21 protein-coding genes are annotated in these 21,560 nt (G+C 68.2%); 15 read left to right on the top strand and 6 right to left on the bottom strand.

Annotation, left to right across the window (positions count from 1 at the left end; all coding sequences use genetic code 11):
* Nucleotides 1-66 precede the first annotated feature (66 nt).
* Nucleotides 67-909, bottom strand: coding sequence for a spermidine synthase (locus tag FB464_RS09620; protein ID WP_116414062.1), 843 nt, complete (start codon nt 907-909; stop codon nt 67-69).
* An 81-nt stretch (nt 910-990) separates the two neighbouring features.
* Here FB464_RS09620 and FB464_RS09615 point away from each other — a divergent pair, with 81 nt between their 5' ends.
* Nucleotides 991-2,133 (top strand): alpha/beta fold hydrolase, encoded by a 1,143-nt coding sequence (locus FB464_RS09615; RefSeq protein ID WP_170151873.1) that lies wholly within the window; start codon nt 991-993, stop codon nt 2,131-2,133.
* Here FB464_RS09615 and cofD read toward each other — a convergent pair.
* The 3 genes from cofD to FB464_RS09600 all read right to left on the bottom strand — a co-directional run bounded on the left by cofD (nt 2,130) and on the right by FB464_RS09600 (nt 5,617).
* The gene (gene cofD, locus FB464_RS09610; RefSeq protein WP_116416479.1) at nt 2,130-3,182 is read right to left on the bottom strand and encodes a 2-phospho-L-lactate transferase; all 1,053 of its coding nucleotides are present in this window, start codon (nt 3,180-3,182) and stop codon (nt 2,130-2,132) included. The genes FB464_RS09615 and cofD overlap by 4 nt on opposite strands.
* 77 nt (nt 3,183-3,259) lie before the next feature.
* A complete protein-coding gene (locus FB464_RS09605; RefSeq protein ID WP_116414064.1) occupies nt 3,260-4,168 on the bottom strand; it encodes an LLM class flavin-dependent oxidoreductase in 909 nt (302 codons plus the stop codon).
* Nucleotides 4,169-4,246: 78 nt separating this feature from the next.
* Nucleotides 4,247-5,617 carry an aminotransferase-like domain-containing protein gene (locus tag FB464_RS09600; protein ID WP_116414065.1) on the bottom strand — a complete coding sequence of 457 codons (1,371 nt, stop codon included), beginning with the start codon at nt 5,615-5,617 and terminating at the stop codon, nt 4,247-4,249.
* Between the two features lie 103 nt (nt 5,618-5,720).
* On the opposite strand from FB464_RS09600, the gene FB464_RS09595 reads away from it, so the two are divergent.
* The 13 genes from FB464_RS09595 to mutM all read left to right on the top strand — a co-directional run bounded on the left by FB464_RS09595 (nt 5,721) and on the right by mutM (nt 18,074).
* Nucleotides 5,721-6,569 (top strand): nitrilase-related carbon-nitrogen hydrolase, encoded by an 849-nt coding sequence (locus FB464_RS09595; RefSeq protein ID WP_116414066.1) that lies wholly within the window; start codon nt 5,721-5,723, stop codon nt 6,567-6,569.
* Between the two features lie 27 nt (nt 6,570-6,596).
* Complete coding sequence (hydA, locus tag FB464_RS09590; RefSeq protein ID WP_116414067.1) at nt 6,597-8,036, top strand: dihydropyrimidinase; 1,440 nt, start codon at nt 6,597-6,599, stop codon at nt 8,034-8,036.
* 72 nt (nt 8,037-8,108) lie between these two features.
* Nucleotides 8,109-9,125, top strand: a complete 1,017-nt coding sequence (locus FB464_RS09585; RefSeq protein ID WP_116414068.1) for a TIGR03842 family LLM class F420-dependent oxidoreductase — start codon at nt 8,109-8,111, stop codon at nt 9,123-9,125.
* Complete coding sequence (locus FB464_RS09580; RefSeq protein ID WP_116414069.1) at nt 9,122-10,021, top strand: ABC transporter permease; 900 nt, start codon at nt 9,122-9,124, stop codon at nt 10,019-10,021. Before FB464_RS09585 ends, FB464_RS09580 begins: the two co-directional genes overlap by 4 nt.
* The gene (locus FB464_RS09575) at nt 10,018-10,866 is read left to right on the top strand and encodes an ABC transporter ATP-binding protein (protein ID WP_116414070.1); all 849 of its coding nucleotides are present in this window, start codon (nt 10,018-10,020) and stop codon (nt 10,864-10,866) included. Before FB464_RS09580 ends, FB464_RS09575 begins: the two co-directional genes overlap by 4 nt.
* Nucleotides 10,863-11,714, top strand: a complete 852-nt coding sequence (locus FB464_RS09570; protein ID WP_116414071.1) for an ABC transporter permease — start codon at nt 10,863-10,865, stop codon at nt 11,712-11,714. The genes FB464_RS09575 and FB464_RS09570 overlap by 4 nt, the downstream gene beginning before the upstream one ends.
* 96 nt (nt 11,715-11,810) lie before the next feature.
* Nucleotides 11,811-12,965 carry an ABC transporter substrate-binding protein gene (locus FB464_RS09565; RefSeq protein WP_116414072.1) on the top strand — a complete coding sequence of 385 codons (1,155 nt, stop codon included), beginning with the start codon at nt 11,811-11,813 and terminating at the stop codon, nt 12,963-12,965.
* Nucleotides 12,966-13,061: 96 nt separating this feature from the next.
* Entirely contained in the window at nt 13,062-14,399 is a 1,338-nt protein-coding gene (locus tag FB464_RS09560; protein ID WP_116414073.1) for an aspartate aminotransferase family protein, read from the top strand.
* Between the two features lie 112 nt (nt 14,400-14,511).
* A complete protein-coding gene (locus FB464_RS09555; RefSeq protein WP_116414074.1) occupies nt 14,512-15,468 on the top strand; it encodes a LysR family transcriptional regulator in 957 nt (318 codons plus the stop codon).
* On the top strand, nt 15,465-16,100 hold the full coding sequence (locus FB464_RS09550; protein WP_116414075.1) for a YceD family protein: 636 nt from the start codon (nt 15,465-15,467) through the stop codon (nt 16,098-16,100). The genes FB464_RS09555 and FB464_RS09550 overlap by 4 nt, the downstream gene beginning before the upstream one ends.
* Before the next feature lie 3 nt (nt 16,101-16,103).
* Nucleotides 16,104-16,307 (top strand): 50S ribosomal protein L32, encoded by a 204-nt coding sequence (gene rpmF, locus FB464_RS09545; RefSeq protein WP_116282206.1) that lies wholly within the window; start codon nt 16,104-16,106, stop codon nt 16,305-16,307.
* A gap of 94 nt (nt 16,308-16,401) precedes the next feature.
* Complete coding sequence (gene rnc / locus FB464_RS09540; RefSeq protein WP_116414076.1) at nt 16,402-17,145, top strand: ribonuclease III; 744 nt, start codon at nt 16,402-16,404, stop codon at nt 17,143-17,145.
* Entirely contained in the window at nt 17,145-18,074 is a 930-nt protein-coding gene (gene mutM, locus FB464_RS09535) for a bifunctional DNA-formamidopyrimidine glycosylase/DNA-(apurinic or apyrimidinic site) lyase (protein WP_116414077.1), read from the top strand. The genes rnc and mutM overlap by 1 nt, the downstream gene beginning before the upstream one ends.
* A 12-nt stretch (nt 18,075-18,086) precedes the next feature.
* On the opposite strand, the gene FB464_RS09530 is transcribed toward mutM, so the two are convergent.
* Complete coding sequence (locus FB464_RS09530; protein WP_116414078.1) at nt 18,087-19,526, bottom strand: YncE family protein; 1,440 nt, start codon at nt 19,524-19,526, stop codon at nt 18,087-18,089.
* A gap of 49 nt (nt 19,527-19,575) precedes the next feature.
* Complete coding sequence (locus FB464_RS09525) at nt 19,576-20,292, bottom strand: YoaK family protein (protein ID WP_246092999.1); 717 nt, start codon at nt 20,290-20,292, stop codon at nt 19,576-19,578.
* A 68-nt stretch (nt 20,293-20,360) separates the two neighbouring features.
* Here FB464_RS09525 and FB464_RS09520 point away from each other — a divergent pair, with 68 nt between their 5' ends.
* The gene (locus tag FB464_RS09520) at nt 20,361-21,458 is read left to right on the top strand and encodes an acetamidase/formamidase family protein (protein ID WP_116414079.1); all 1,098 of its coding nucleotides are present in this window, start codon (nt 20,361-20,363) and stop codon (nt 21,456-21,458) included.
* Nucleotides 21,459-21,560 lie beyond the last annotated feature (102 nt).

Raw genomic sequence — 21,560 nt, 5'->3', positions numbered from 1 at the left:
CGCCGACGCGATCTCCCGTCAGTGCTAGCTCCCGTCAGTGCTATCTCCTGTCAGTGCTATCTCCTGTCAGGGCGATGGGGAGTCGGTGGCGTCACTGTCTGTCAGGGGCGGGGCGCCGGCGATCCACTGCCGGAGCCTGTCGCCGATGAGCACGTACGGAGGATTGTGGTCGCCGACCGGCCATCCGGGCTGCTCGAGGGCGTCGAGTGGACTGTTCGAGGCGATCACCAGCACGTTTCCGAGGAGTGGTTCTTCGAGAATCCGACCGTCCGTGGCAACAGCGACATGCGCGAAGAGTGTGCTGAGGGCGGCCGCCTGGCCGCGGGTGTAGTGGAACTCCCTGCCGTCGGGCAGGTTCACGGCGAGAACCCCGTCCGATGAGCATATCCGGGCGAGTCGGGCATAGAACTCCAGGCTCGCGACGCGGGAGACGACGGTCGAGCCCGCCCAGAGGTCCACGACCGTGACGTCGGCGTTCCGCCACGGGAAGCTGGAGCGCGGGCCGTTGCCGTCGACGATCTCCCGCGCATCGCCGAACAGGAAGCGCACATCGCACCCCTCGGGCAGCGGCAGGATGCCGAGCAGGTCGGTGGTGCGCTCGGCCTCCGACTCCACGACATACTGCACGGATCCCGGCCGGGTCGCGCCCACATATCTCGGCAGAGTCAGCGCGCCGCCTCCGAGGTGCGCGCAGGTCAGCGGTACACCCTTCGCGGCCTGCGCGTCGATGAGGCGCGCGATGTGACGCACGTAGTCGAAGTCCACGAGTGCCGGGTCTGCCAGGCAGACCTGCGACTGCGGCACTCCGTCAACCGTCAGGCGAAAGGTGCGGGTCGCGGCGTCGACGAGGGAGATCTCGGCCTGCTGCCCGCCGAGGAGGCTCCGGTAGACCACGTCATCAGTTGCCATGGTTCCAGTCTACGGTAGCTGACAAAAACTCAGGCAACGGTGAGATCCCTTCCTTATCGGCGATGGCTGCGAACACCCCACGTGACACCTGTAGCGTCTTCCCCCTCCGCGAGCGACTACGGGTTCTTCGACGTCACCGCAGACCCGGCCGCTTTCGAGCTCGTCACCTCCGTCATCGACACTGTCGCCGGTCCGATCACCGTGCGGCACGGCCGCCGTTCGGGCCGCGCCGGAGCGTGGGCGACCATCCTGCTGCACGGCGCCGCAGGCTCGTGGAGCACGTTCACTCCGCTCCTCGCAGCCGCGGACCTCGTCGCCGCCACCGGCACGGTCGACCGCCTCGACGACCTCATCATCCCCGACCTCGCCGGCTGGGGCGCCTCCGCCCTCGCCGGGCGCCCCGAAGACCGCACGATCGAGGCGGTGGCATCCTCGGTGGCCGAGGTCGCCCGGGCCCTCGGTTACGACGGGTGGATGATCGTGGGCCACTCCCTCGGCGGCTTCGTCGCCCTCGAACTCGCCGCTCGGGAGAAGACCGCCACGAAGCGGGTGGTCCTCATCTCTCCGACCACGTTCGGTGTCGCGCTCGCCGTGCGCCACCCGCTCCGGTCGCTCCGCAGCCTGCCGGGTTTTGTCGGGATGCTCGTGGTGATGCGCACGCTCGCTAGCCTCGGCTCGGCCGGCACCCGGTTCGTGGCGGCGATCGGGCCGACCCGGTTCTTCCGGCTGTCGATGGCACCGCTCTTCGCGCACCCGGCACGGATCGGGCCGAGCGTGTATGCCGCGCTCGCCACCGAGGCGCGGCCCCGGGCGTTCGCGCTGGCGTCGGCGCGTGCGGGGGAGTACGACGTGCGGCGCTGGGCGGGCATCCGGTGCCCGGTGCGTTCGCTCACGGGAAGCAGCGACGTCTTCGTGGCCGACGACGACGAGGGACGGCTCGCGGCGACGATCCCCGATTTCGAGGGTGGCGTTCTCGACGATGCCGGCCATTTCGGGCACATCGAACGGCCGGTCGAGGTCGTCGAACGGATGTTCGCGCGCGCGAGCGGCCAGGGTGCGGGCCTTGGAGACGGCCAGCGAGCGGGCTCTGAACATGGCCAGCGTGCGGGCTCCAAACGTGGCCAGCACGCGGGCTCGAGCCCCGGCCAGAGCGCGGGCTCCGATGACGGCCGGGCCCACAGTTCCGGGGGCGGCAGCGGCGAAACCGGGCCGGAGCGGCGCTAGACCGCCAGGGCGGGCCGGGCCGCCGCCAGCGCGTCGGCTGCGAGGGCCGTCGCCAGTTCGACAGTGCTCATCCAGAGCGGTACGACACTCACCCGGATCCCCGCCGCCTCGATCCCGGAAGCCAGGGCGGCATCCGACTCGTCGATCAACCAGGCGTCGAGGAAGCCGCCGCCCGCGCCCGACCGGGAGCCGTAGTGCAGCCCCACCGCGTCGGCGGCGACCGGCACCCCGATGGCGTCGAGGCAGGCCTTCGCCATGCCCCGCACCGGCGAGCCCGAGATGATCGGAGACACCCCGACGACGGGCGCCGCGGTTGTCTGCAGGGCCTCGAGGATGCCTGGCACCGGCAGGATCGTGCCGATCGAGACCACGGGGTTCGACGGGGCGACCAGCACGACGTCGGCGTCGAGGATGGCCTGCACGACACCCGGCGCCGCTGTTGCGGATTCGAGTCCGTGCTGTTCGAATCGCAGTGCCGGGAGGGAGGCGCGGTAGTGCACCCACCACTCCTCGAAGTGCATGGTGCGAGTGCCGGTGCGGGTGTCGGTGCGGGTGTCGGACCCGCCAGCCCCGGCCGCACCGTCGTCGGCCACCACCACATGCGTCTCGACCGGTTGGTCGCTCATCGGCAGCAGCGTGACGCCGAGGTTCCAACGTGCCGTGATCTCGGCGGTCGCCTCGCTGAGCGTCAGCCCCTGGCGGAGCAGGTGCGAGCGGGTGATGTGTGTGCCGAGGTCGAGGTCGCCGAGAGTGAACCAGGGCCAGCCCACTCCGTAGGCGGTCAGCTCGGCGCTGACCCGCTCGGATTCACCGAGTCGCCCCCAGCCGCGCACCTCGTCGTTCGCCCCGCCGAGCGTGTACATGATGGAGTCGAGGTCGGGGCAGACCCGGAGCCCGGTGAGCCAGAGGTCGTCGCCGGTGTTGACGACCACGGTGACGACGGCCGTCGTGCCGCCCCGGCCGTCGGGCAGGGTCTCCCTCAGGTGCTGTCTCAGCCCCCGCAGGAACTTCGCTCCACCGACGCCACCAGCCAACACGGTTATCTTCACGCTTGATTTTCCCACTTCGACCGCGAGTTCGACGCCACTCCGCCCTGAGCGCCACCCGCATCGGGTGCCGTCGGCGCTCAGCGCCACCCGTCGAGCCGGGCTGCCACCTCTTCCAGCACCGCCTCCGAGGCGGCATAGATGCCCGACCGCCTCGGCCAGTGCGTGATCACGTCGGTGAAGCCGAGCCCGGATGCCCGCCCCACCATCTCCTCGAACGCCCCCACGCTCGCAAGTGACGCCTGGCCGCCCGAGTCGAGCGACAGGTACCGGTCGATCGTGCCGGGGTCCCGCCCGTCTGCCGCCGCGGCATCCTCCAGTCGGCGCACCAGCGTCTCGACGGCGCCCCACCAGTCCTCGCCGACAGCCCCGTCTGCCCCGGTCGTGACCCAGCCCTGCCCGAACCGGCTGACCAGCGCGAGACCCTTCGGCCCGTTGGCCGCGAGCACGAACGGAACGCGCGGCTGCTGCGCGGGCCGACCCACCATCCGGGCCTCGTGCGCGGTGTACCACCGGCCGTCGAAGCTGATTCCGGATGTCCCGGCCTCCGCCGCGACATCCGGAGCCTGCTCGAACCGCAGCAGACGGTCGGCCAGCTCGACGAATTCGGCGAACCGTTCGTGGCGCTGGCGCGGGGTGAGCTGCTGCTGGCCGAGGACGAACGCGTCGAACCCGGTGCCGCCCGAACCGATGCCGAGCAGGAACCGGCCGCCCGCGATGTCGTCGATCGTGGCGACCTCCTTCGCGAACGGCACGGGGTGCCGGAAGTTCGGCGACGAGACGAAGGTGCCGAGCCGGATGGTCGTGGTGGCCGTGGCGGCGGCCGTCAGTGTCGGCACCGTCGCGCCCCACGGCTCGTCCGCCAGCGACCGCCAGGAGAGGTGGTCGTACGTCCACGCATGGTCGAAGCCCAACTGCTCGGCGGCCTGCCATTTCGGGCGGGCCTCGGCCCAGGTCTCTTGGGGCAGGATGACGATTCCGAAGCGCATGCGTTCCAGTCTAGGGAGGGCTCCCGACACCCCTGCCAGCCCCGGCGAACGGCCTGCCAGCCCCGGCGGGCGCCCTGCTCAGGCCCGGAGCGCCCCGGCCGGCCCCTCACCGAGCGCGGCTGCTGCCAGCAGCGCCGCGACCTCGTGCACGTCGTTCTGCACCAGTCCCGCTGTCACCCGCACGAACGGGCGCTGTGCCGGTCCCGGTTCGTTCGCGGGCTGGAAGGACGTGCCCGCCGCAACCCGGATCCCGCTCGCAGCGAGGGACACGATCGCCGACCGTTCGTCCCGTACCGGCAACCAGAGGTTGATGCCGTCGGCGCTCGCCACCTCGAGTCCATGTCGATCGAGGGCCGCGGCCAGCGCCTGCTGGCGTTCCCGGTAGGTGTTCCGCGCCAGCCGCACCTGCGCCACCGATTCCGGCGCGGTGAGCAGTTCGAACAGGATGACCTGCAGCATCCGCGAGGTCCACCCCGGCCCGAGCATCCGGCGCGCCACGATACGGTCGACCAGCGCCGCTGGGCCGGCGAGCGCTCCGATGCGGAGGTCCGGCCCGTGCGACTTCGCGTAGCTCCGGATGTGCAGCACCCGGTGCGGCAGCCAGGAGCCGAGACTGAGGGCCGGGGCGGAGCTGATCTCCGCCGAGTGGTCGTCCTCGATGATGACCGGGTCGGTCAGGTGCGAGTGCGCCCTCAGCACCCGCACCAGTTCCTCGGCGCGCTCCGCGGTCATCGACGCGCCGGTCGGGTTGTGGGCGCGCGGCTGCAGGATGATCGCGGCCGGGTTCGTGCTGAGGGCGGCGGCCAGGGCATCCGGTCTCATCCCATGCGCGTCGATCTGCACGGGCACGCGTTCGACCCCGAACTGTTCGAGCAGGTCGAAGAACGGCGGGAACGACGGTTCTTCGACCAGCACCCGGTCGCCGTAGCGCACAACGACGTCGAGCGAGCGGGAGATCGCGTCGAGTGCTCCGTCGAGGATCGTCAGGCTTTCCGCGCGGTAGGGCCAGGATGCCCGGAGCTGGCGTTCGAGTTCGGGGAGAACACGCTGGGTGAGGTAGCTCGACGTATCCGCGCGGGCCGGCACGCGGGCGAGGGCCGCGCCGAGCGAGGGGAGGAGCGCCGGATCGGGCGTTCCCGAGGACAGGTCGAGTCGGGCTTCGACGTGGGTGCCAGCGAGTTCGGCGAAGTGGGTCGGCATCCAGGTCGTGCCGGCCTTCAGCACGAAGCTGCCCGCACGTCCGCGGGAGGTGATGAGGCCGACCCCGGCGAGCGCCTGCCAGGCGTTCGAGACGGTCGCGGGACTGACGCCGAGGGCGCGGGCGAGGTCCCTCACGGTGGGCAGCCGGTCGCCCGAGGCGATGCTTCCCGACCGGATCAGCCGGGACACGGCGGCGGCGATGGCTTCGGGTGTCCTGTTCTCCACAGCCCCGACGATCTGGTCGATCATCCACACCTCTTGACTTATTTTTACGCCTGCGTCACAGTCTGAAACACAAGAGAAATGTTCAGCTCGAATAATAACAAAACGGGCTTCGAAAGGAATATCACCCATGGCGGTTGTACGGGCAGCGATCACGCAGACCACCTGGACCGGCGACAAAGAGTCCATGATCCAGAAGCACGAGCAGTTCGCGCGTGACGCGGCGGCCGAGGGAGCCCAGGTCATCTGCTTCCAGGAACTCTTCTACGGACCCTACTTCGGCATCACCGAGGACAAGAAGTACTACCACTACGCCGAACCGGCCGACGGCCCCATCGTGCAGCGCTTCGCCGCGCTCGCCAAAGAGCTGAACCTCGTGATCATCCTGCCGATCTACGAAGAGGACATCACGGGCGTCTACTACAACACCGCCGTGATCGTCGAAGCCGACGGCACGATCCTCGGCAAGTACCGGAAGCACCACATCCCGCACGTCGACCGGTTCTTCGAGAAGTTCTACTTCCGCCCCGGCAACATGGGCTACCCCGTCTTCGACACCTCGGTCGGCAAGATCGGCCTGTACATCTGCTACGACCGCCACTTCCCCGAGGGTTGGCGCGAGCTGGGCCTGAACGGCGCGCACATGGTGTTCAACCCGAACGCCACGAAGCCCGGGCTGTCGAACCGGCTCTGGGAGGTCGAGGGCCCTGCTGCAGCGGTCGCGAACGGCTACTTCGTGCTGCAGCCCAACCGGGTCGGCCGCGAAGACAACGAGTACGGCGACCTCGCCGTCGACTTCTACGGCACCAGCCAGGTGATCGACCCGCGTGGCAACTTCGTGGGGGATCGCGGATCCGGTACCTCTGAGGAGATCCTGGTGCGCGACCTCGAGCTCGACCTGGTGCGGGAGATGCGCGACGACTGGCAGTTCTACCGCGACCGGAGGCCCGAGTCGTACACCTCGATCCCCAAGCCGTAGGTCGACCAGAACGAGAGAGGCGAATCGATGAAGACACTCATTACCAACGGCACTGTGGTGAACGCCACGGGCGTCGCCAGCGCTGACGTGCTGATCGACGGCGAGACGATCGCCGCCGTGCTGGCCCCGGGCTCGGCCCTGCTCGGCTTCGATGTCGCAGCCAACGTCGACCGCGTCATCGATGCGCGGGGGAAGTACGTCATCCCGGGCGGCATCGACGCGCACACGCACATGGAGATGCCGTTCGGCGGCACCTTCGCGAGCGACACCTTCGAGACGGGAACCCGGGCAGCGGCCTGGGGCGGCACGACCTCGATCGTCGACTTCGTGGTGCAGTACGCGGGCGAGAACATCCTCGACCAGTACCAGCTCTGGCACCAGAAGGCCGCGGGCAACTGCGCCATCGACTACGGCTTCCACCAGATCCTCTCCGACGTGCAGGACTCGTCGCTCACGGCGATGGATGAGCTGCTGAACGAAGGCGTCAGCTCCTTCAAGCTCTTCATGGCCTACAAGGGCGTGTTCCTCTCCGACGACGGGCAGATCGTCAAGGCGATGCAGCGGGCGAGCGAGAACGGTGCGCTGATGATGATGCACGCCGAGAACGGCAGCGTCATCGACCTGCTCGTGCAGCAGTCCATCGCCCGGGGTGACACCTCCCCGTACTTCCACGGCACCACGCGCCCGTGGCAGGCCGAGGAGGAGGCGACCCACCGCGCGATCATGCTCGCCAACCTCACGGGTGCGCCGCTCTACATCGTCCATGTCAGCGCCAAGCAGGCCGTCGAGCAGATCGCCATCGCCCGCGACCGCGGCCAGAACGTGTTCGCAGAGACCTGCCCGCAGTACCTCTACCTGTCGCTCGAGGAGCAGCTCGGGGCATCCAGTGAGCAGTGGGGCGACTTCGAAGGCGCCAAGTGGGTGTGCTCGACGCCGCTCCGGTCGCGTGCGGAGGGTCACCAGCACCACATGTGGCAGGGCCTCCGCACGAACGACCTGCAGATCATCTCCACCGACCACTGTCCCTTCTGCATGAAGGGTCAGAAAGACATGGGGATCGGCGACTTCTCGAAGATCCCGAACGGCATCGGCTCGGTCGAGCACCGCATGGACCTGATCTACCAGGGTGTGGTGATGGGCGAGATCAGCCTGCCGCGCTGGGTCGAACTCACGTCGACCACGCCCGCGCGCATGTTCGGCATGTACGGCAAGAAGGGCGTCATCCAGCCCGGGGCCGATGGCGACGTGGTGATCTACGACCCGAACGGGCACACCTCGATCGGCGTCGGCGAGGGCCGTTCGCACCACATGAACATGGACTACTCGGCCTGGGAGGGCTACGAGATCGACGGGCACGTCGACACCGTCATCTCCCGCGGCAAGGTCATCGTCGACGACAACTCCTACCTCGGCACCAAGGGTGACGGCAAGTACTTCAAGCGCGGCCTGAGCCAATATCTGATCTGAACCACTGGCGACGCCGGTCCCCGCCCGGCGTCGCGTATGAACCCGACCACCCCTTGCAGGAAGCAGCACCACATGGAATTCGGAGCAGTACTCCAGACCCACCCGCCGGCGTCGCGCACCCTCGCGCTCGCGAAGCTCGCCGAGCAGCACGGCTTCGACTACGCGTGGACGTTCGACTCGCACCTGCTCTGGCAGGAGCCGTACGTCATCTACAGCCAGATCCTCAACGAGACGCACCGCATCAAGGTCGGCCCGATGGTGACGAACCCGGCGACCCGCGACTGGACGGTGACGGCATCCATCTTCGCCACCCTCAACGAGATGTACGGCAACCGCACCATCTGCGGCATCGGCCGTGGCGACTCGGCGGTGCGCACGACGAACGGCGCACCGACCACGCTGAAGACCCTGCGGGAGTCGATCCACGTGATCCGTGAGCTCGCGAACAGCCGCCCGGTGGAGTACAACGGGGCGACCGTGCAGTTCCCGTGGAGCCGCAGTTCCGAACTCGAGGTGTGGGTTGCGGCCTACGGCCCGCTCGCCCTCAAGCTCACCGGCGAAGTCGGTGACGGCTTCATCCTGCAGCTCGCCGACGTCGACATCGCCGAATGGATGATCAAGACCGTCCGCGATGCGGCAGAGAAGGCAGGGCGCGACCCGATGTCGATCAAGTTCTGCGTGGCCGCCCCGATGTACATCGGCGACGACTGGGAGCACATGCGCGACCAGTGCCGGTGGTTCGGTGGCATGGTGGGCAACCATGTGGCCGACATCGTGTCGAAGTACGGCACCGACTCGAACGTGCCGAAGGCGCTGACGGACTACATCGAGTCCCGCCAGGGCTACGACTACAACCAGCACGGCCTCGCCGGCAACGAGCACGCGAACTTCGTTCCCGACGAGATCGTCGACCGCTTCTGCCTGCTCGGCACGGCCGACCAGCACATCGAGAAGCTGAAGGCTCTCAAGGAGCTCGGCGTCGACCAGTTCGCCGGCTACCTCCAGCACGACAACAAGGAGGAGACCCTGCGTGTCTACGGCGAGGCCGTCATCCCAGCGATGCGAGAGCACATCACGGCGACCGCATGACGATGACATCGGGAGCGGATCGGGCGCGCCGACGCTGGAGCGCCCTGCTCTGGGGGCTGCTCGGAGTCGTCGTGCTCGCGCTGCTCTGGGAGGGCTACAAGGCGGTGGGACCGCCCGGCGGCGTGGTGTTGTTCGACACGAGCATCCTGCCGAAGACCGACGACCGCTCGATGCCGCACCTCGTCGACATGCTGTCCCGGGCGATCGAGCCGGTGAACACCGCCGCCGGCTCCCCGCCGGTCTGGGTGGCCGTCATCGGCGCGGCTCTGACCAGCCTCGGCGTCGCAGCGGTCGGCTGGGCCATCGGATCCGTCGTCGGCTTCCTGATCGCCCTGCTCATGCAGCGCCTGCAGGTCGCTGAGCGGGCCGTGCTGCCCTGGCTCATCCTCAGCCAGACCGTCCCGCTCATCGCCCTGGCCCCGGTGATCGTGGCCTGGGGCGGCAAGATCCAGATCGGCGCCTTCTCCTGGGACCGGTGGATGTCTGTGGCCGTCATCGCCTCATACCTGGCGTTCTTCCCGGTGGCCGTCGGCGCGCTCCGCGGGCTGCAGTCGCCCGACACGATCCACGTCGAGCTGATGCGCACCTACAACGCGGGCTGGTTTCGCACGCTCCTGAAGCTCCGTCTGCCCGCAAGCGTGCCCTACCTCCTGCCGGCCCTCCGGCTGGGGGCCGCGAGTGCCATCGTGGGAACGGTGGTGGCCGAGGTCTCGACCGGCTACAAGGGCGGCATCGGGCGCATGATCATCGAGTTCGCGCAGTCCGGAACCTCCGATCCGGCCAAGGCGTACGCACCGATCGCCGGTGCGGTCGTGCTCGGGCTCGTCTCGGCGGGCATCGTCGCGCTGATCGGCCTCACCCTCAAGCGTTTCAACCGACAGGAGGCGGCCTCATGACCGACACTGCCCACACCACCACGACCACCCCGGACGCCGCCGCTCTGCCGGCCATCTCTGTGCGCCAGGCCGGCAAGATCTTCACCGTGGCGAAGGGCGCCGAAGTGCAGGCGCTCACCGGCATCGACCTCACCGTCGAGCCGGGGGAGTTCGTGTCGCTGATCGGTCCCTCGGGCTGCGGCAAGAGCACCCTCCTCCGCCTGATCGCCGACCTCGACTCCGCCACGAGCGGCGAGATCCTCGTCTTCGGCAAATCGGCGCGGCAGGCCCGGCTCGACCAGGAATACGGCATCGCCTTCCAGAGCGCGGGACTTCTGCCGTGGCGATCCGTGCAGGCGAACATCGAACTGCCTCTCGAGCTGCACGGCGTGGGCAAGGCCGAACGCGCGGCGCGGGCAGAGGAACTGATCGAACTCGTCGGGCTCACCGACTTCCGGAGCCGTTTCCCCGACCAGCTCTCGGGCGGCATGCAGCAGCGTGTGGCCATCGCGCGTTCGCTCGCCGAACGGCCGAAACTGCTGCTGATGGACGAACCGTTCGGCGCCCTCGACGAGATGACCCGCGAGCGCATGCAGCAGGAGCTCGTGCGCATCTGCTCCGAGACGGGCGCGGCCGTCGTCTTCGTGACGCACTCGATCCCCGAGGCCGTCTTCCTCTCCGACCGGGTCGTCGTGATGTCGCCCCGCCCGGGTCGCATCGTCGACATCGTGTCGGTGGATCTCGGTCCGGGTACCTCGCGAAGCGACTCCCTGCGTGAGAACCCGGCGTTCTTCGCCGGCGTGACCGCCGTGCGCGAGGCGCTCCACGGCTCGCCCGTCGCTCCTCTCGGGGCGGACATCCGATGACGGACACCGTCGCCGCTGCCGCCATTGCGACCGCTCCGTCCGCCGCCGCTGCGAACTCCGGTGGCGGTGCGAACCCCGGTCGAGGGGCGGCCCGCCGCTCGGTGGCGCGTTCGGTGCTTCCCCCGGTCGTGCTGGGCGTGGTCTTCCTCCTCCTCTGGCAGCTCGCCGTGGTCGCCTTCGACATCAAGCCCTACCTGCTGCCGAGCCCGACCGACATCGCCGGCCAGATCTTCATCGTCTTCCCGCTGCTCTGGTCCTCGCTCCTCGCGACCGGCCTGAACGCCCTGATCGGATTGGTGCTCGGCGCCATCCTCGCCGTCGTGCTGGCCCTTCTCGCCTCCCGGGTCACGATCTTCGACCGGATGATCGTGCCGATCGTCGCGGCCGTGGCCGTCGTGCCCATCGTCGCCCTCGCGCCCATCCTGAACACGATGTTCGGATCGACCTCCGACACCCCGCGGCGCATTGTCGTGCTGATCGTCGTCTTCGCGCCGATCTTCATCAACACCCTGCGCGGCCTCCGCCAGGTCAGGCCGGTGCACCGCGACCTGATGCGCGCGTACGCCGCCTCGAACTGGCAGCTCACGCGCACCGTCACCCTGCCGGGCGCCGTGCCCTTCATCTTCACCGGCCTCCGTATCGCGGCGCCTCTCGGGGTGATCTCCGCGATCGTCGCCGAGTACTTCGGCGGCCTGCAGAACGGTCTCGGCTCCCGCATCACCTCCGCCGCCGCGAACAGCGCCTACCCCCGGGCGTGGGCGTACGTGTTCGGGGCGATCATCCTGGGGCTCGTCTTCTACGGCGTCACCCTGCTGCTCGAGCGGCTCGCGAGCCGCCGCCGGGCCTGAGAACGTTCCACCCGCACGACCCTTCACACCGCACGACCTTCACCAGCACCACCGCACCAGCACAACCTGTCCAGCACACAGATCAACGGAGGAAAGATGAAGCACAGCAGACGCATCACCCTCGGCGCGGCGGCCATCGCCGCGTCGGCAGCCCTCATCCTGAGCGGATGTTCGAGCTCCTCGAGCACCGGCGACACCGCCACCTCGAGCGGGGGCGCCCTGACCCCCGTGAAGCTGCAACTGCAGTGGTTCACGCAGGCGCAGTTCGCCGGTTACTACGCAGCGCTCGACCAGGGGTACTTCGCCGACGAGGGCCTCGACGTCACCATCGTCGAGGGCGGAACCGACATCGTTCCGCAGACCCAGCTCGCCGACGGCGCGGTGGACTACGCGGTCGCCTGGGTTCCCAAGGCCCTCGCCTCACGGGAGCAGGGCGCGGGCATCACGGATGTCGCCCAGATCCTGCAGAAGTCCGGCACCCTGCAGGTGTCGATGGCCGACAAGAACATCACGACGGCCGCCGACCTCAAGGGCAAGACCGTCGGCAACTGGGGCTACGGCAACGAGTTCGAGATGTTCGCCGGCATCACGAAGGCGGGCCTCGACCCCGCCACAGACGTGAAGCTCGTGCAGCAGGCGTTCGACGAGTCGGGTCTCCTCGACGGGTCGATCGACGCGGCGCAGGCCGAGACCTACAACGAGTACGCGCAGATCCTCGAGACCATGAACCCGGCGACCGGCAAGCTGTACCAGCCGAGCGACCTCAACGTGATCGACTGGAACACCGAGGGCACCGCGATGCTCCAGGACGCGATCTGGGCGAACACCGAGAAGCTGAACAGCGACCAGGCGTACCAGGACCAGACCGTGAAGTTCCTCACGGCGGCCCTGAAAGGCTGGATCTATGCCCGTGACAACCCCGAGAAGGCATCCGCCATCGTCGTGGCCAAGGGCTCGCAGCTCGGCGCAAGCCACCAGCTCTGGCAGACCAATGAGATCAACAAGCTCATCTGGCCGTCTGCTGCCGGCGTCGGCATCGTCGACGAAGCATCGTGGAAGCAGACCGTCAATGTGGCCATGACGGCCAAGAATCTCGAAGGGACGACCGTCATCACCAAGGAGCCCGACTCCGACGCCTACACCAACACCTACGTGCAGAAGGCGCTCGATGCGCTGAAGGCCGAAGGAGTCGACGTCACCGGAACCTCCTACAAGCCCCTCACCGTCACCCTCACCGAGGGCGGCAAGTAGAACCCGATCTACCTGGGCCGGGCATCCGTCGTCGCCGTCATTAGCGGCGAGCACCGGATGCCCGGCCCACCACCCGACACGAAGAAGGCACCACTCATGGATCTCAACCCCGAAGACGGCACGCTCGCCTACGAACTCGACCGCGCGCACGTCTTCCACTCCTGGTCGGCGCAGGGCGCCCTGAAGCCGATGGTCATCGCCGGCGGACTCGGCAGCACCGTCTGGGACTTCGACGGCAACCGCTACCTCGACTTCTCGAGCCAGCTCATCAACGTGAACATCGGGCACCAGCACCCGGCCGTGACCGCGGCGATCCGGGCGCAGACCGAGGTGCTCACCACCATCGCACCGGCGGCCGCGAATCTCGCGCGGGGCAGAGCCGCCCAGCGCATCCTCGAACGGGCCGGCCACGGCTTCAGCAAGGTGTTCTTCACCAACGGCGGTGCGGATGCCAACGAGAACGCCTTCCGCATGGCCCGGCTCTACACCGGCCGCGACAAGATCCTCTCGACCTACCGCAGCTACCACGGCAACACCGGAGCCGCGGTCGTCGCGACGGGTGACTGGCGGCGGATGCCCAACGAGTACGCCCGCGGCCACGCCCACTTCTTCGGTCCCTACGCGTACCGCTCGGAATTCTGGTCGTCGAGCCCCGAGGAGGAGTCGGTAAGGGCCCTCCACCACCTCGAACGGGTGATCGTCTCCGAAGGCGCTTCGGGTATCGCCGCCATCGTGCTCGAGACGATTCCGGGCACCGCGGGCATCCTCGTGCCGCCGCCCGGCTACCTCGCGGGCGTCCGCGCGCTCTGCGACAGGTACGGCATCATCCTGATCTTCGACGAGGTGATGTGCGGGTTCGGGCGGGCGGGCGGCTGGTTCGCCTTCCAGGCGCTCGGCGACGTCGAGGGTGAGACGGTCGTTCCCGACCTCATCACCTTCGCGAAGGGGGTCAACTCGGGTTACGTGCCGGTGGGCGGAGTCATCATCCCGCCGTACATCGCTGAGGCGTTCGAGGACACCGTGTTCCCCGGCGGGCTGACCTACTCCGGGCATCCACTGGCCATGGCCTCCATCGTCGGCGCGCTCGACGCGATGGCCGACGAGGGGATCGTCGCGAACGCCGAACGCATCGGCCGCGACGTGCTCGGCCCCGGGCTCCGCGCGCTGGCCGAGAAGCACGATGTCATCGGCGAGGTGCGGGGGATCGGGGTCTTCTGGGCGCTCGACCTGGTCGCCGACCCTGCCACACGGGAACCTCTCCCGCAGGCGACGATCGGCGCGCTCAAGGCCAAGCTGCTCTCGCTCGGGCTCCTGCCGATCTTCGCCGACAACAGGCTGCACGTGGTGCCGCCCTGCGTGGTGACCGACGCGGAGGTCGCCCAGGCGCTCGCCATCTACGACGAGGCCTTCGCGTCGATCTCGGTGCTCGCCTGACAGCGGTGCTCGCCTGACAGCGGTGCTCGCCTGACAGCAGTGCTCGCCTGACAGCGGTGCTCGCCTGACAGCCCTGCCACCACATCCGGGCCCGACCCGGTAGCGTTGCTTCATGGACGTACGCCGGCTCGAACTGCTCCGCGAGCTCGCGGAGCGGGGCAGCATCACCGAGGTCGCCCGGGCGACCCACCGCACCCCCTCGGCCGTCTCGCAGCAGCTGCGGGTGCTCGAACGCGAGGCCGGCCTTCCCCTCACCGAGAAGGCCGGCCGCGGAATCGTTCTCACCGATGCCGGCCGCGCCCTCGCCCGGAGCGCCACGGATGTCGCCATCGCCCTCGAGCGTGCCGACGCGCTCTGGGACGAGTTCCGCCACGACCCGACCGGTGAGGTGTCGCTCGCGACCTTCCCGACCGGTGGACAGATGCTCCTGCCCGGAGTGCTGCACCGGCTCGCGGCGCAGTCCGGCCTGACGCTGCACGCCAGCGACCGCGATCCCGTCTCCGAAGGCTTTCCCGACCTGACCAACGACTTCGACATCGTGGTCGCCCACGCGCCGACCCGCCCGCCCTCGCTCTGGTACGGGCGTGGCCTCAGCGTCGTGCACCTGATGACGGAACCCCTCGACGTGGCACTTCCCCCCGGGCATCCGCTCGCCGGTGAAGTCAGCGTCAGCCCCGCCGACCTGATCGGCGAGCAGTGGATCGGGGTGCCGTGGGGGTACCCCTTCGAGCGCACCCTGTACGACATCTCGGCTGCGGCCGGTGCCCCGGTCAACATCGTGCAGCGTTTCGCCGACACCCGCGTCACGGAGTCCCTGGTGTCGGCGGGCCTCGGCATCGCCATCCTGCCGCGCTACACCGCGCTGACCTCCGACACCATGCACCGCATCGCGCTGAAGCCCCTCTCCGGCATGCGCGCCGAGCGGCACATCTACGCCCTCATGCGCCCCGACCGGGCCGAGCGCCTCGCCGTCCGCACCGTCGCAGAGCACCTCCGCACCGAAGCCGATGCGATCCGTGAGGCGAACCCCGCCCGGCAGCTCCCACCACCGGGTAAACTCTCTCAGTGAGCAAATTCAACAAGACCCCGTTCACGGTCAATGTCTGGGACCTGATGCACGTGCCCGGCGAGCTCCGCGAACGCGAGCTCGACATCGTTGTACCGGAGAAGATGGGTGAGGGCCTCGTCGCCGTACAGGCCGGTGAGACGCTCGAGATCGACGCCCGGCTCGAGAGCCTCCACGACGGCATTCTGGCGACCATCAGGGTCGACACCGAGGCTGTGGGAGTGTGCGGTCGCTGCCTCCGGGACATCGAATTGCCGGTTCGAGTCGAGTTTGCGGAGCTTTTCGCGTATTCTCTTGACGAAGCTTTTGATTATCAGGTTCAGGCCGACCACATCGACCTCGAACCACTGATCAGGGATGCGGTTGTTCTCGCACTCCCGTTTCAGCCGGTTTGTCGGCCAGATTGCCCAGGACTCGACCCGGTCACGGGTGAGCGGCTGGACGACCTGCCCGAGCGTGTCCCGCAGGAAGAGTTCGATTCCCGCTGGTCGGCGCTGACCGGGCTGCTCGGCCAGACCGGCTCGGGTGCGCACGCTGCACCTGATTCAGAACCGAAGATCACAGAAGCCTCCACAGACACGGCAACCGACGGTGTGACTCCGTCTGCGAGCCCCACCGAGAGAGAAAAGAGTTAGCTCATGGCTGTACCCAAGAGGAAGATGTCGCGGGCGTCCACCCGCATGCGCCGCGCACAGTGGAAGGCCACCGCGCCGACCCTGGTGAAGACCATCGAGAACGGCAAGACCACCTACAGCCTCCCGCACCGCGCGAAGGTTGTCGAAGACTCCGCCGGCACCGCGCTGTTCCTGGAGTACAAGGGCCGCAAGGTCGCTGACGTTTAGCATTTTCTCTGGTGCGCCCGCTGGGCGACGCAGATGAATCTGCCGCCGGGGTTTCGGCGATGTCTGACGGGGTGCGTTCGATCGGAGTGATGCAGTGAGCAAGACGACTGCACAGCCCGACCGGGCGCACCTTTTGTCGACCCTTGGGATCGCCATTCCGGATGACCTGCTGAACCTCGCGCTGACCCACCGTTCCTGGTCCTATGAGAACGGCGGCGTGCCCACGAACGAGCGCCTCGAGTTCCTCGGCGACTCGATCCTCGGCCAGGCCGTGACCGTGATGCTCTACACCCGGTACCCGGAGCTCGGCGAAGGCGAACTCGCGAAACGCCGCGCCAGCCTGGTGAGCACCGTCGCTCTTGCGGGCGTCGGCAGGACGATCGGGCTCGGTGCGTTCATCCTGCTCGGCCGGGGTGAAGACCTCACCGGCGGCCGGGCCAAGGCCTCGATCCTCGCCGACACCGTCGAAGCCCTGATCGGTGCCACCTACCTCGGGCTCGGCGGCGACGTCGCCACCGCGCTCGTGTTGCGTCTCGTCGAACCGCTGATCGCGAATCCCGACACCTTCGGCGAATCGATGGACCCCAAAACGAGCCTGCAGGAGCTCGCGGCCACCCTCGGCGACGACGCCCCGGTCTACGAGATCGCCGAGAGCGGCCCCGACCACCGCAAGACCTTCATCGCGACCGTGACCGTGGGCACTCTCGTCAGCGCCACGGGCGAGGGGTCGAGCAAGAAGCAGGCCGAGTCGATTGCCGCCCGGCGCGCGCACCTGCTGCTGGCGCCGAGCGCCGAGGCCGTCGGCGCGCCTCTGCCCGGCAGCCCGGCCACCGCCTAGTGCCCGAACTTCCCGAAGTCGAGGTCGTGCGCGCGGGCCTCGAACCCGCCGTGACGGGGTCGCTCATCACCGGCGTCGAGATCTTCGACGTGCGTTCCCTGAAGCGGCACAGCGTGCTCGCCGGACCGTTCGCCGACCTCCTCGCCGGGCACCGGATGCTCGCCGCCGTGCGCCGCGGAAAGTTCCTGTGGTTCCCCCTCTCGTCCGGCCGCGCCCTCGTCACCCACCTCGGCATGAGCGGGCAGGTGCTGCTGCGGGCGCCCGGGGCGGTCGAAGACGGACTGCTCCGCATCCGGCTCAGTATCGAGCATCCGACTCTCGGCGAGTTCTGGGTGAACTTCGTCGACCAGCGCATCTTCGGGTCCATGGCCGTCGATGAACTCGTTCCGACTCCGGATGCCCGCCCTGCCGGCTTCGCGGGAGCCACGTCACTCGACCCGGCGTGGGCGGCGCTCATCCCCAGCCAGGTCGCGCACATCGCGCGCGACCCCCTCGACCCGGCGTTCCACGAGACCACGTTCTTCGCGGCCCTCAATCGGAAGAACACCGGGATCAAACGGGCGCTCCTCGACCAGACCCTCGTCAGCGGCATCGGCAACATCTACGCCGACGAAGCGCTCTGGGCGGCGAAACTGCACTTCGAGCAGCCGACCTCGTCGCTCGGCCCCCGCGTCGCCCGGCGACTCCTCGCCGAGGTGCGGCTGGTGCTGACGAAAGCCCTCGCCGAGGGCGGCACCAGTTTCGACGCCCAGTATGTCAACGTGAACGGAGCCTCCGGCTACTTCTCGCACAGCCTGAACGCCTACGGCCAGCAGGGAAAGCCCTGCCCGCGTTGCGGCCACCTCATCGTGCGCGCCGCCTTCATGAACCGTTCCTCGCACTTCTGCCCGCACTGCCAGAAGCTCCGCCGCCCTCGTGCCACCCAATGAGGGTATGCGGGGTCACTTGCCGAACGACTTCGCCCTGCGCAGGACTACGCACAGAAGGCCGAAACAGCCCAAAAAGATCCCGACGAGACTCAGTGCCAGCTCGTGGCCTCCGGTGTGGGCGAGTTCGCCGCCGTTGGCGGAGGGAGGGAGAACGCTTTTTGTCCCCTCAGTTGGGCTCGGGGCAGTCGTCGTGAAGGAGCCCGTGACCAGAATCTGAAATTCCGCTGTCGCATCGGGCGAGGCGCCGTTCCCGGCGACGATCGTGAATGCACTCGCCCCGGCCTTGCCGCACGGGCCTTCTATCAGCCCACCCGGGGAGAGAGTCAGGCCGGCGGGCAATTCGCCCGAACCGAGTCTGAACTGCGGATGCGGGTACCCCGATGCCGCAAGCTGAAAGCTGTATCTCTCGCCGGTGGAGCACCCCGGGAGTGCGGCATCGACCAGTGACGGGCTGAGCATCTCATCGATCACGCTGAGCGTTCCACCATTTTCATTGGTGGTGTAGAGAACGTGGTGGCGGGAGTCGAATGCGACAGAGATGGGCTGAAGGCCCGTCTTGATCACATCTACAGGCTTCCTCGTGTCAGGATCGATGACCGTCACGGTCGAATCGAGGTATGACCCGACGAAGATGCGGCCCGTGTCCGGATCGATGGCAATACCGAGCGGGTTCGATCCGACGTTCGAGAAGGTGGCGAGGGGTGCGACGTCTCCGACCCGGATGACCGTCACAGATCCAGCGGCGTTGCTTGTCACGTACGCCAGGCCGCGTGCGGAGTCGATGGCGATACCGAGTGGTTGGGCACCCACGGTTGCGGGTTTTCCGACAACTTTTCTGGACCCGGTGTCGATAGCACTGACAGTTGCGTCGCCGCGATTCGCAACGAGCACGACTCCGGCCCGGGAGTCGAGCGCCATGGGCCCGGGGTTCACTCCCACGGTGATGGGGGTGCCCAACACCGTCCGTGTGTCGAGGTCGATCACAGATACAGCGTTGTTCTTGGCCGTCGCAACAAATGCGACACCTGCCGCAGCGTCTATGACGACGCCAGCGGGCTCCTCCCCGAGCATCAGCGGGGTTCCTGAGAGGGTCATCGTTCCGATGTCGACGAAGTCGACCAGGCCACTCCGCGTCGTGACGACGGCAAGGCCTCGGCTCGGATCGATGGCCACACCAGATGCCGCGTTGTCGACCCCGACCTGGCCAGACACAACACGTTTCTCGCCGTCGATCGCGCTGAAGGTTCCGAGCGACGAATTTCGGAGATAGACGGTGTTGCTCGTTTCATCGATGACCAGCGAGCCTGGTGTGCCGCCCAGAGAGAGGGGCGGTGCCGAACGGAACGAGACTGTTGCGGCAGCAGCGCTCGATGCAGCTCCCAGAAGCGCCAGGACCGCAACCAGCGAGGCGCCGCGAGCAAGAGGGCGTAGCGCAGACGAATAAGTGAACATAGCTCACTGTAGCATCTGCCTCGAAGTCACTGAAGGCTGTGTCAAGCGCCTAGTTCGTGGTCTTCACGGCGGTGGCGTCGGGAACGCGCGAGTGCTTTGCGCCGATGTGGCCGAGCACGGCGACGATCACCGTGATGAGCGCCGAGAGCGACACGCCCCAGCCGAGCCCGAGGCGGAGCAGCAGCGCGCCGACCCCCGCGCCGGCGGCGATGAGGATGATCGCCGCCGCCCGCCGGAACCACGGTTGACCTTTCCCACCAGCCAGCCGCGAGTCCGCAGCGAACCCGGTGATGGTGGAGGTCACGACCACCGTCGTCACGTCCTTCACGCCGATGTGCCGCGCCGTACCGGCCTGGATGCCCATCGCGATCGCGAGGAACGTCGTCACGATGTACTCCTGCGGCTGCGGGGGAGTGCCGCCGTAGACCAGCAGCGCGATCGCGAGCCCGACCATGATGACGGCCACCACCGTCAGGAGCGTGGTGCTCCGATGCGTCCAGCCTTCCTTGATCGGTCGCAGTACCCGCCCGGCGATCACGGCGCCGAGCATGAAGCTCAGCAGGGCGATCACCGGCCCGATCACGGGCAGCCCGTCCGCGCCGGCCAGCGCCATGCCGAGGATGACGACGTTTCCCGTCATGTTGCCCGTGAAGACACGGTCGAGGCCCAGGTAGCCGACGGCATCCACGACCCCGGTCGAGAAGGTCAGGGCGAGCATGAGAGCGAGGTGCAGGTTCGGGATGTTGCGGCTGAGGCGTTTGAGCACAGGAGTTCCTTGTCTGCACGGCACTGCTCGGGCAGTAACCTCGAAGGGTTGACGAAAGGCAGTAGAAGATGCACTTTGACCCGCTCCAGCCGGGCGCCGGCGCGATTCGCTCCCAACACTATCTGCCTGCCACGGGCCGGAATGTGCTCTGGGGTCGTCTGCCGTGTGCCTCCGACGAGGCCGTGCTCGAGGTCGAGTCGGGCGACGAGGTCACGATCGACACGCTCAGCCACGAGGGCATCCTCGAAGACCAGGGCCGTGACCCACTGCGCTACTTCGCCGGCCACGGGGTCGACCGGCACCACGTCCTCGACGACGCGATCGCCATCGCCGCGTCGGACTATCCGCGCGACCGGGCGGCCGACGGCCCGCACGTCGTCACCGGCCCCATCCGGGTGCGCGGGGCGAAGCCCGGTGACCTGCTGAAGATGACGCTCGTCGAGGCGCTGCCCCGGGTTCCGTACGGCGTCATCTCGAACCGGCACAGCAAGGGCGCCCTGCCCGGTGAGTACCCGGCGAGCCTCGGAACCGTGAGCGTGTTCTCGTCGGTCGACGAAGATCCGGATGGCCGCCGGGTCGGCGTTCTGCCTGTCACCCCGGGAGGCCCGAACGTCGTGCGCTTCCCGCTGGCCCCGTTCCTCGGCATCATGGGCGTTGCCGTCTCGGGCGACACCCGCCCGCACTCCGTGCCGCCCGGCGCCCACGGCGGCAACATCGACATCAATCTGCTGACCGCGGGCAACTCGCTCTACCTGCCGGTTCAGGTGGCAGGTGCCCTGGCCTACGTGGGTGACCCGCACTTCGCGCAGGGCGACGGCGAGGTCGCGCTCACCGCGATGGAGGCTTCGCTCCGCGTCACCGTGCGTTTCGAACTGCTCAGCCAGGCGGATGCCCTGCGGCAGTTCGGCGCTCTGGTCGGTCCGCTCGCCGAGACCCGGGAGTTCCTCGTGCCCACCGGCATGAGCCTCGATCTCGACGAGGCGGTTCAGCACTGCGTGCGGGCGGCCATCTCACTGCTCGGGGCCCGCTACGGGATGGAGCCGCACCTCGCCTACGCCTACCTCAGTGCGGCCACCGACTTCAACATCTCCCAGGTCGTCGACATCGTGAAGGGCGTGCACGCCCGCATCCGGGTCGCCGACTTCGCGGGTGTGCCTCCTCGCTGAGCCGCCGCCCGCTCCCGCAACATGCCTGAAACACTTGTTGCATATACTGGTGATCTGAAACACTTGACTCAGAGACATCCGTAGCGCGCAAGGAGCACACCA

It is taken from the genome of Subtercola boreus (genome assembly GCF_006716115.1).
GTDB classification, from domain to species: domain Bacteria; phylum Actinomycetota; class Actinomycetes; order Actinomycetales; family Microbacteriaceae; genus Subtercola; species Subtercola boreus.
Note: the sequence above shows the minus strand (reverse complement) of the source record. Positions and strands in the feature narration are given on the sequence as shown.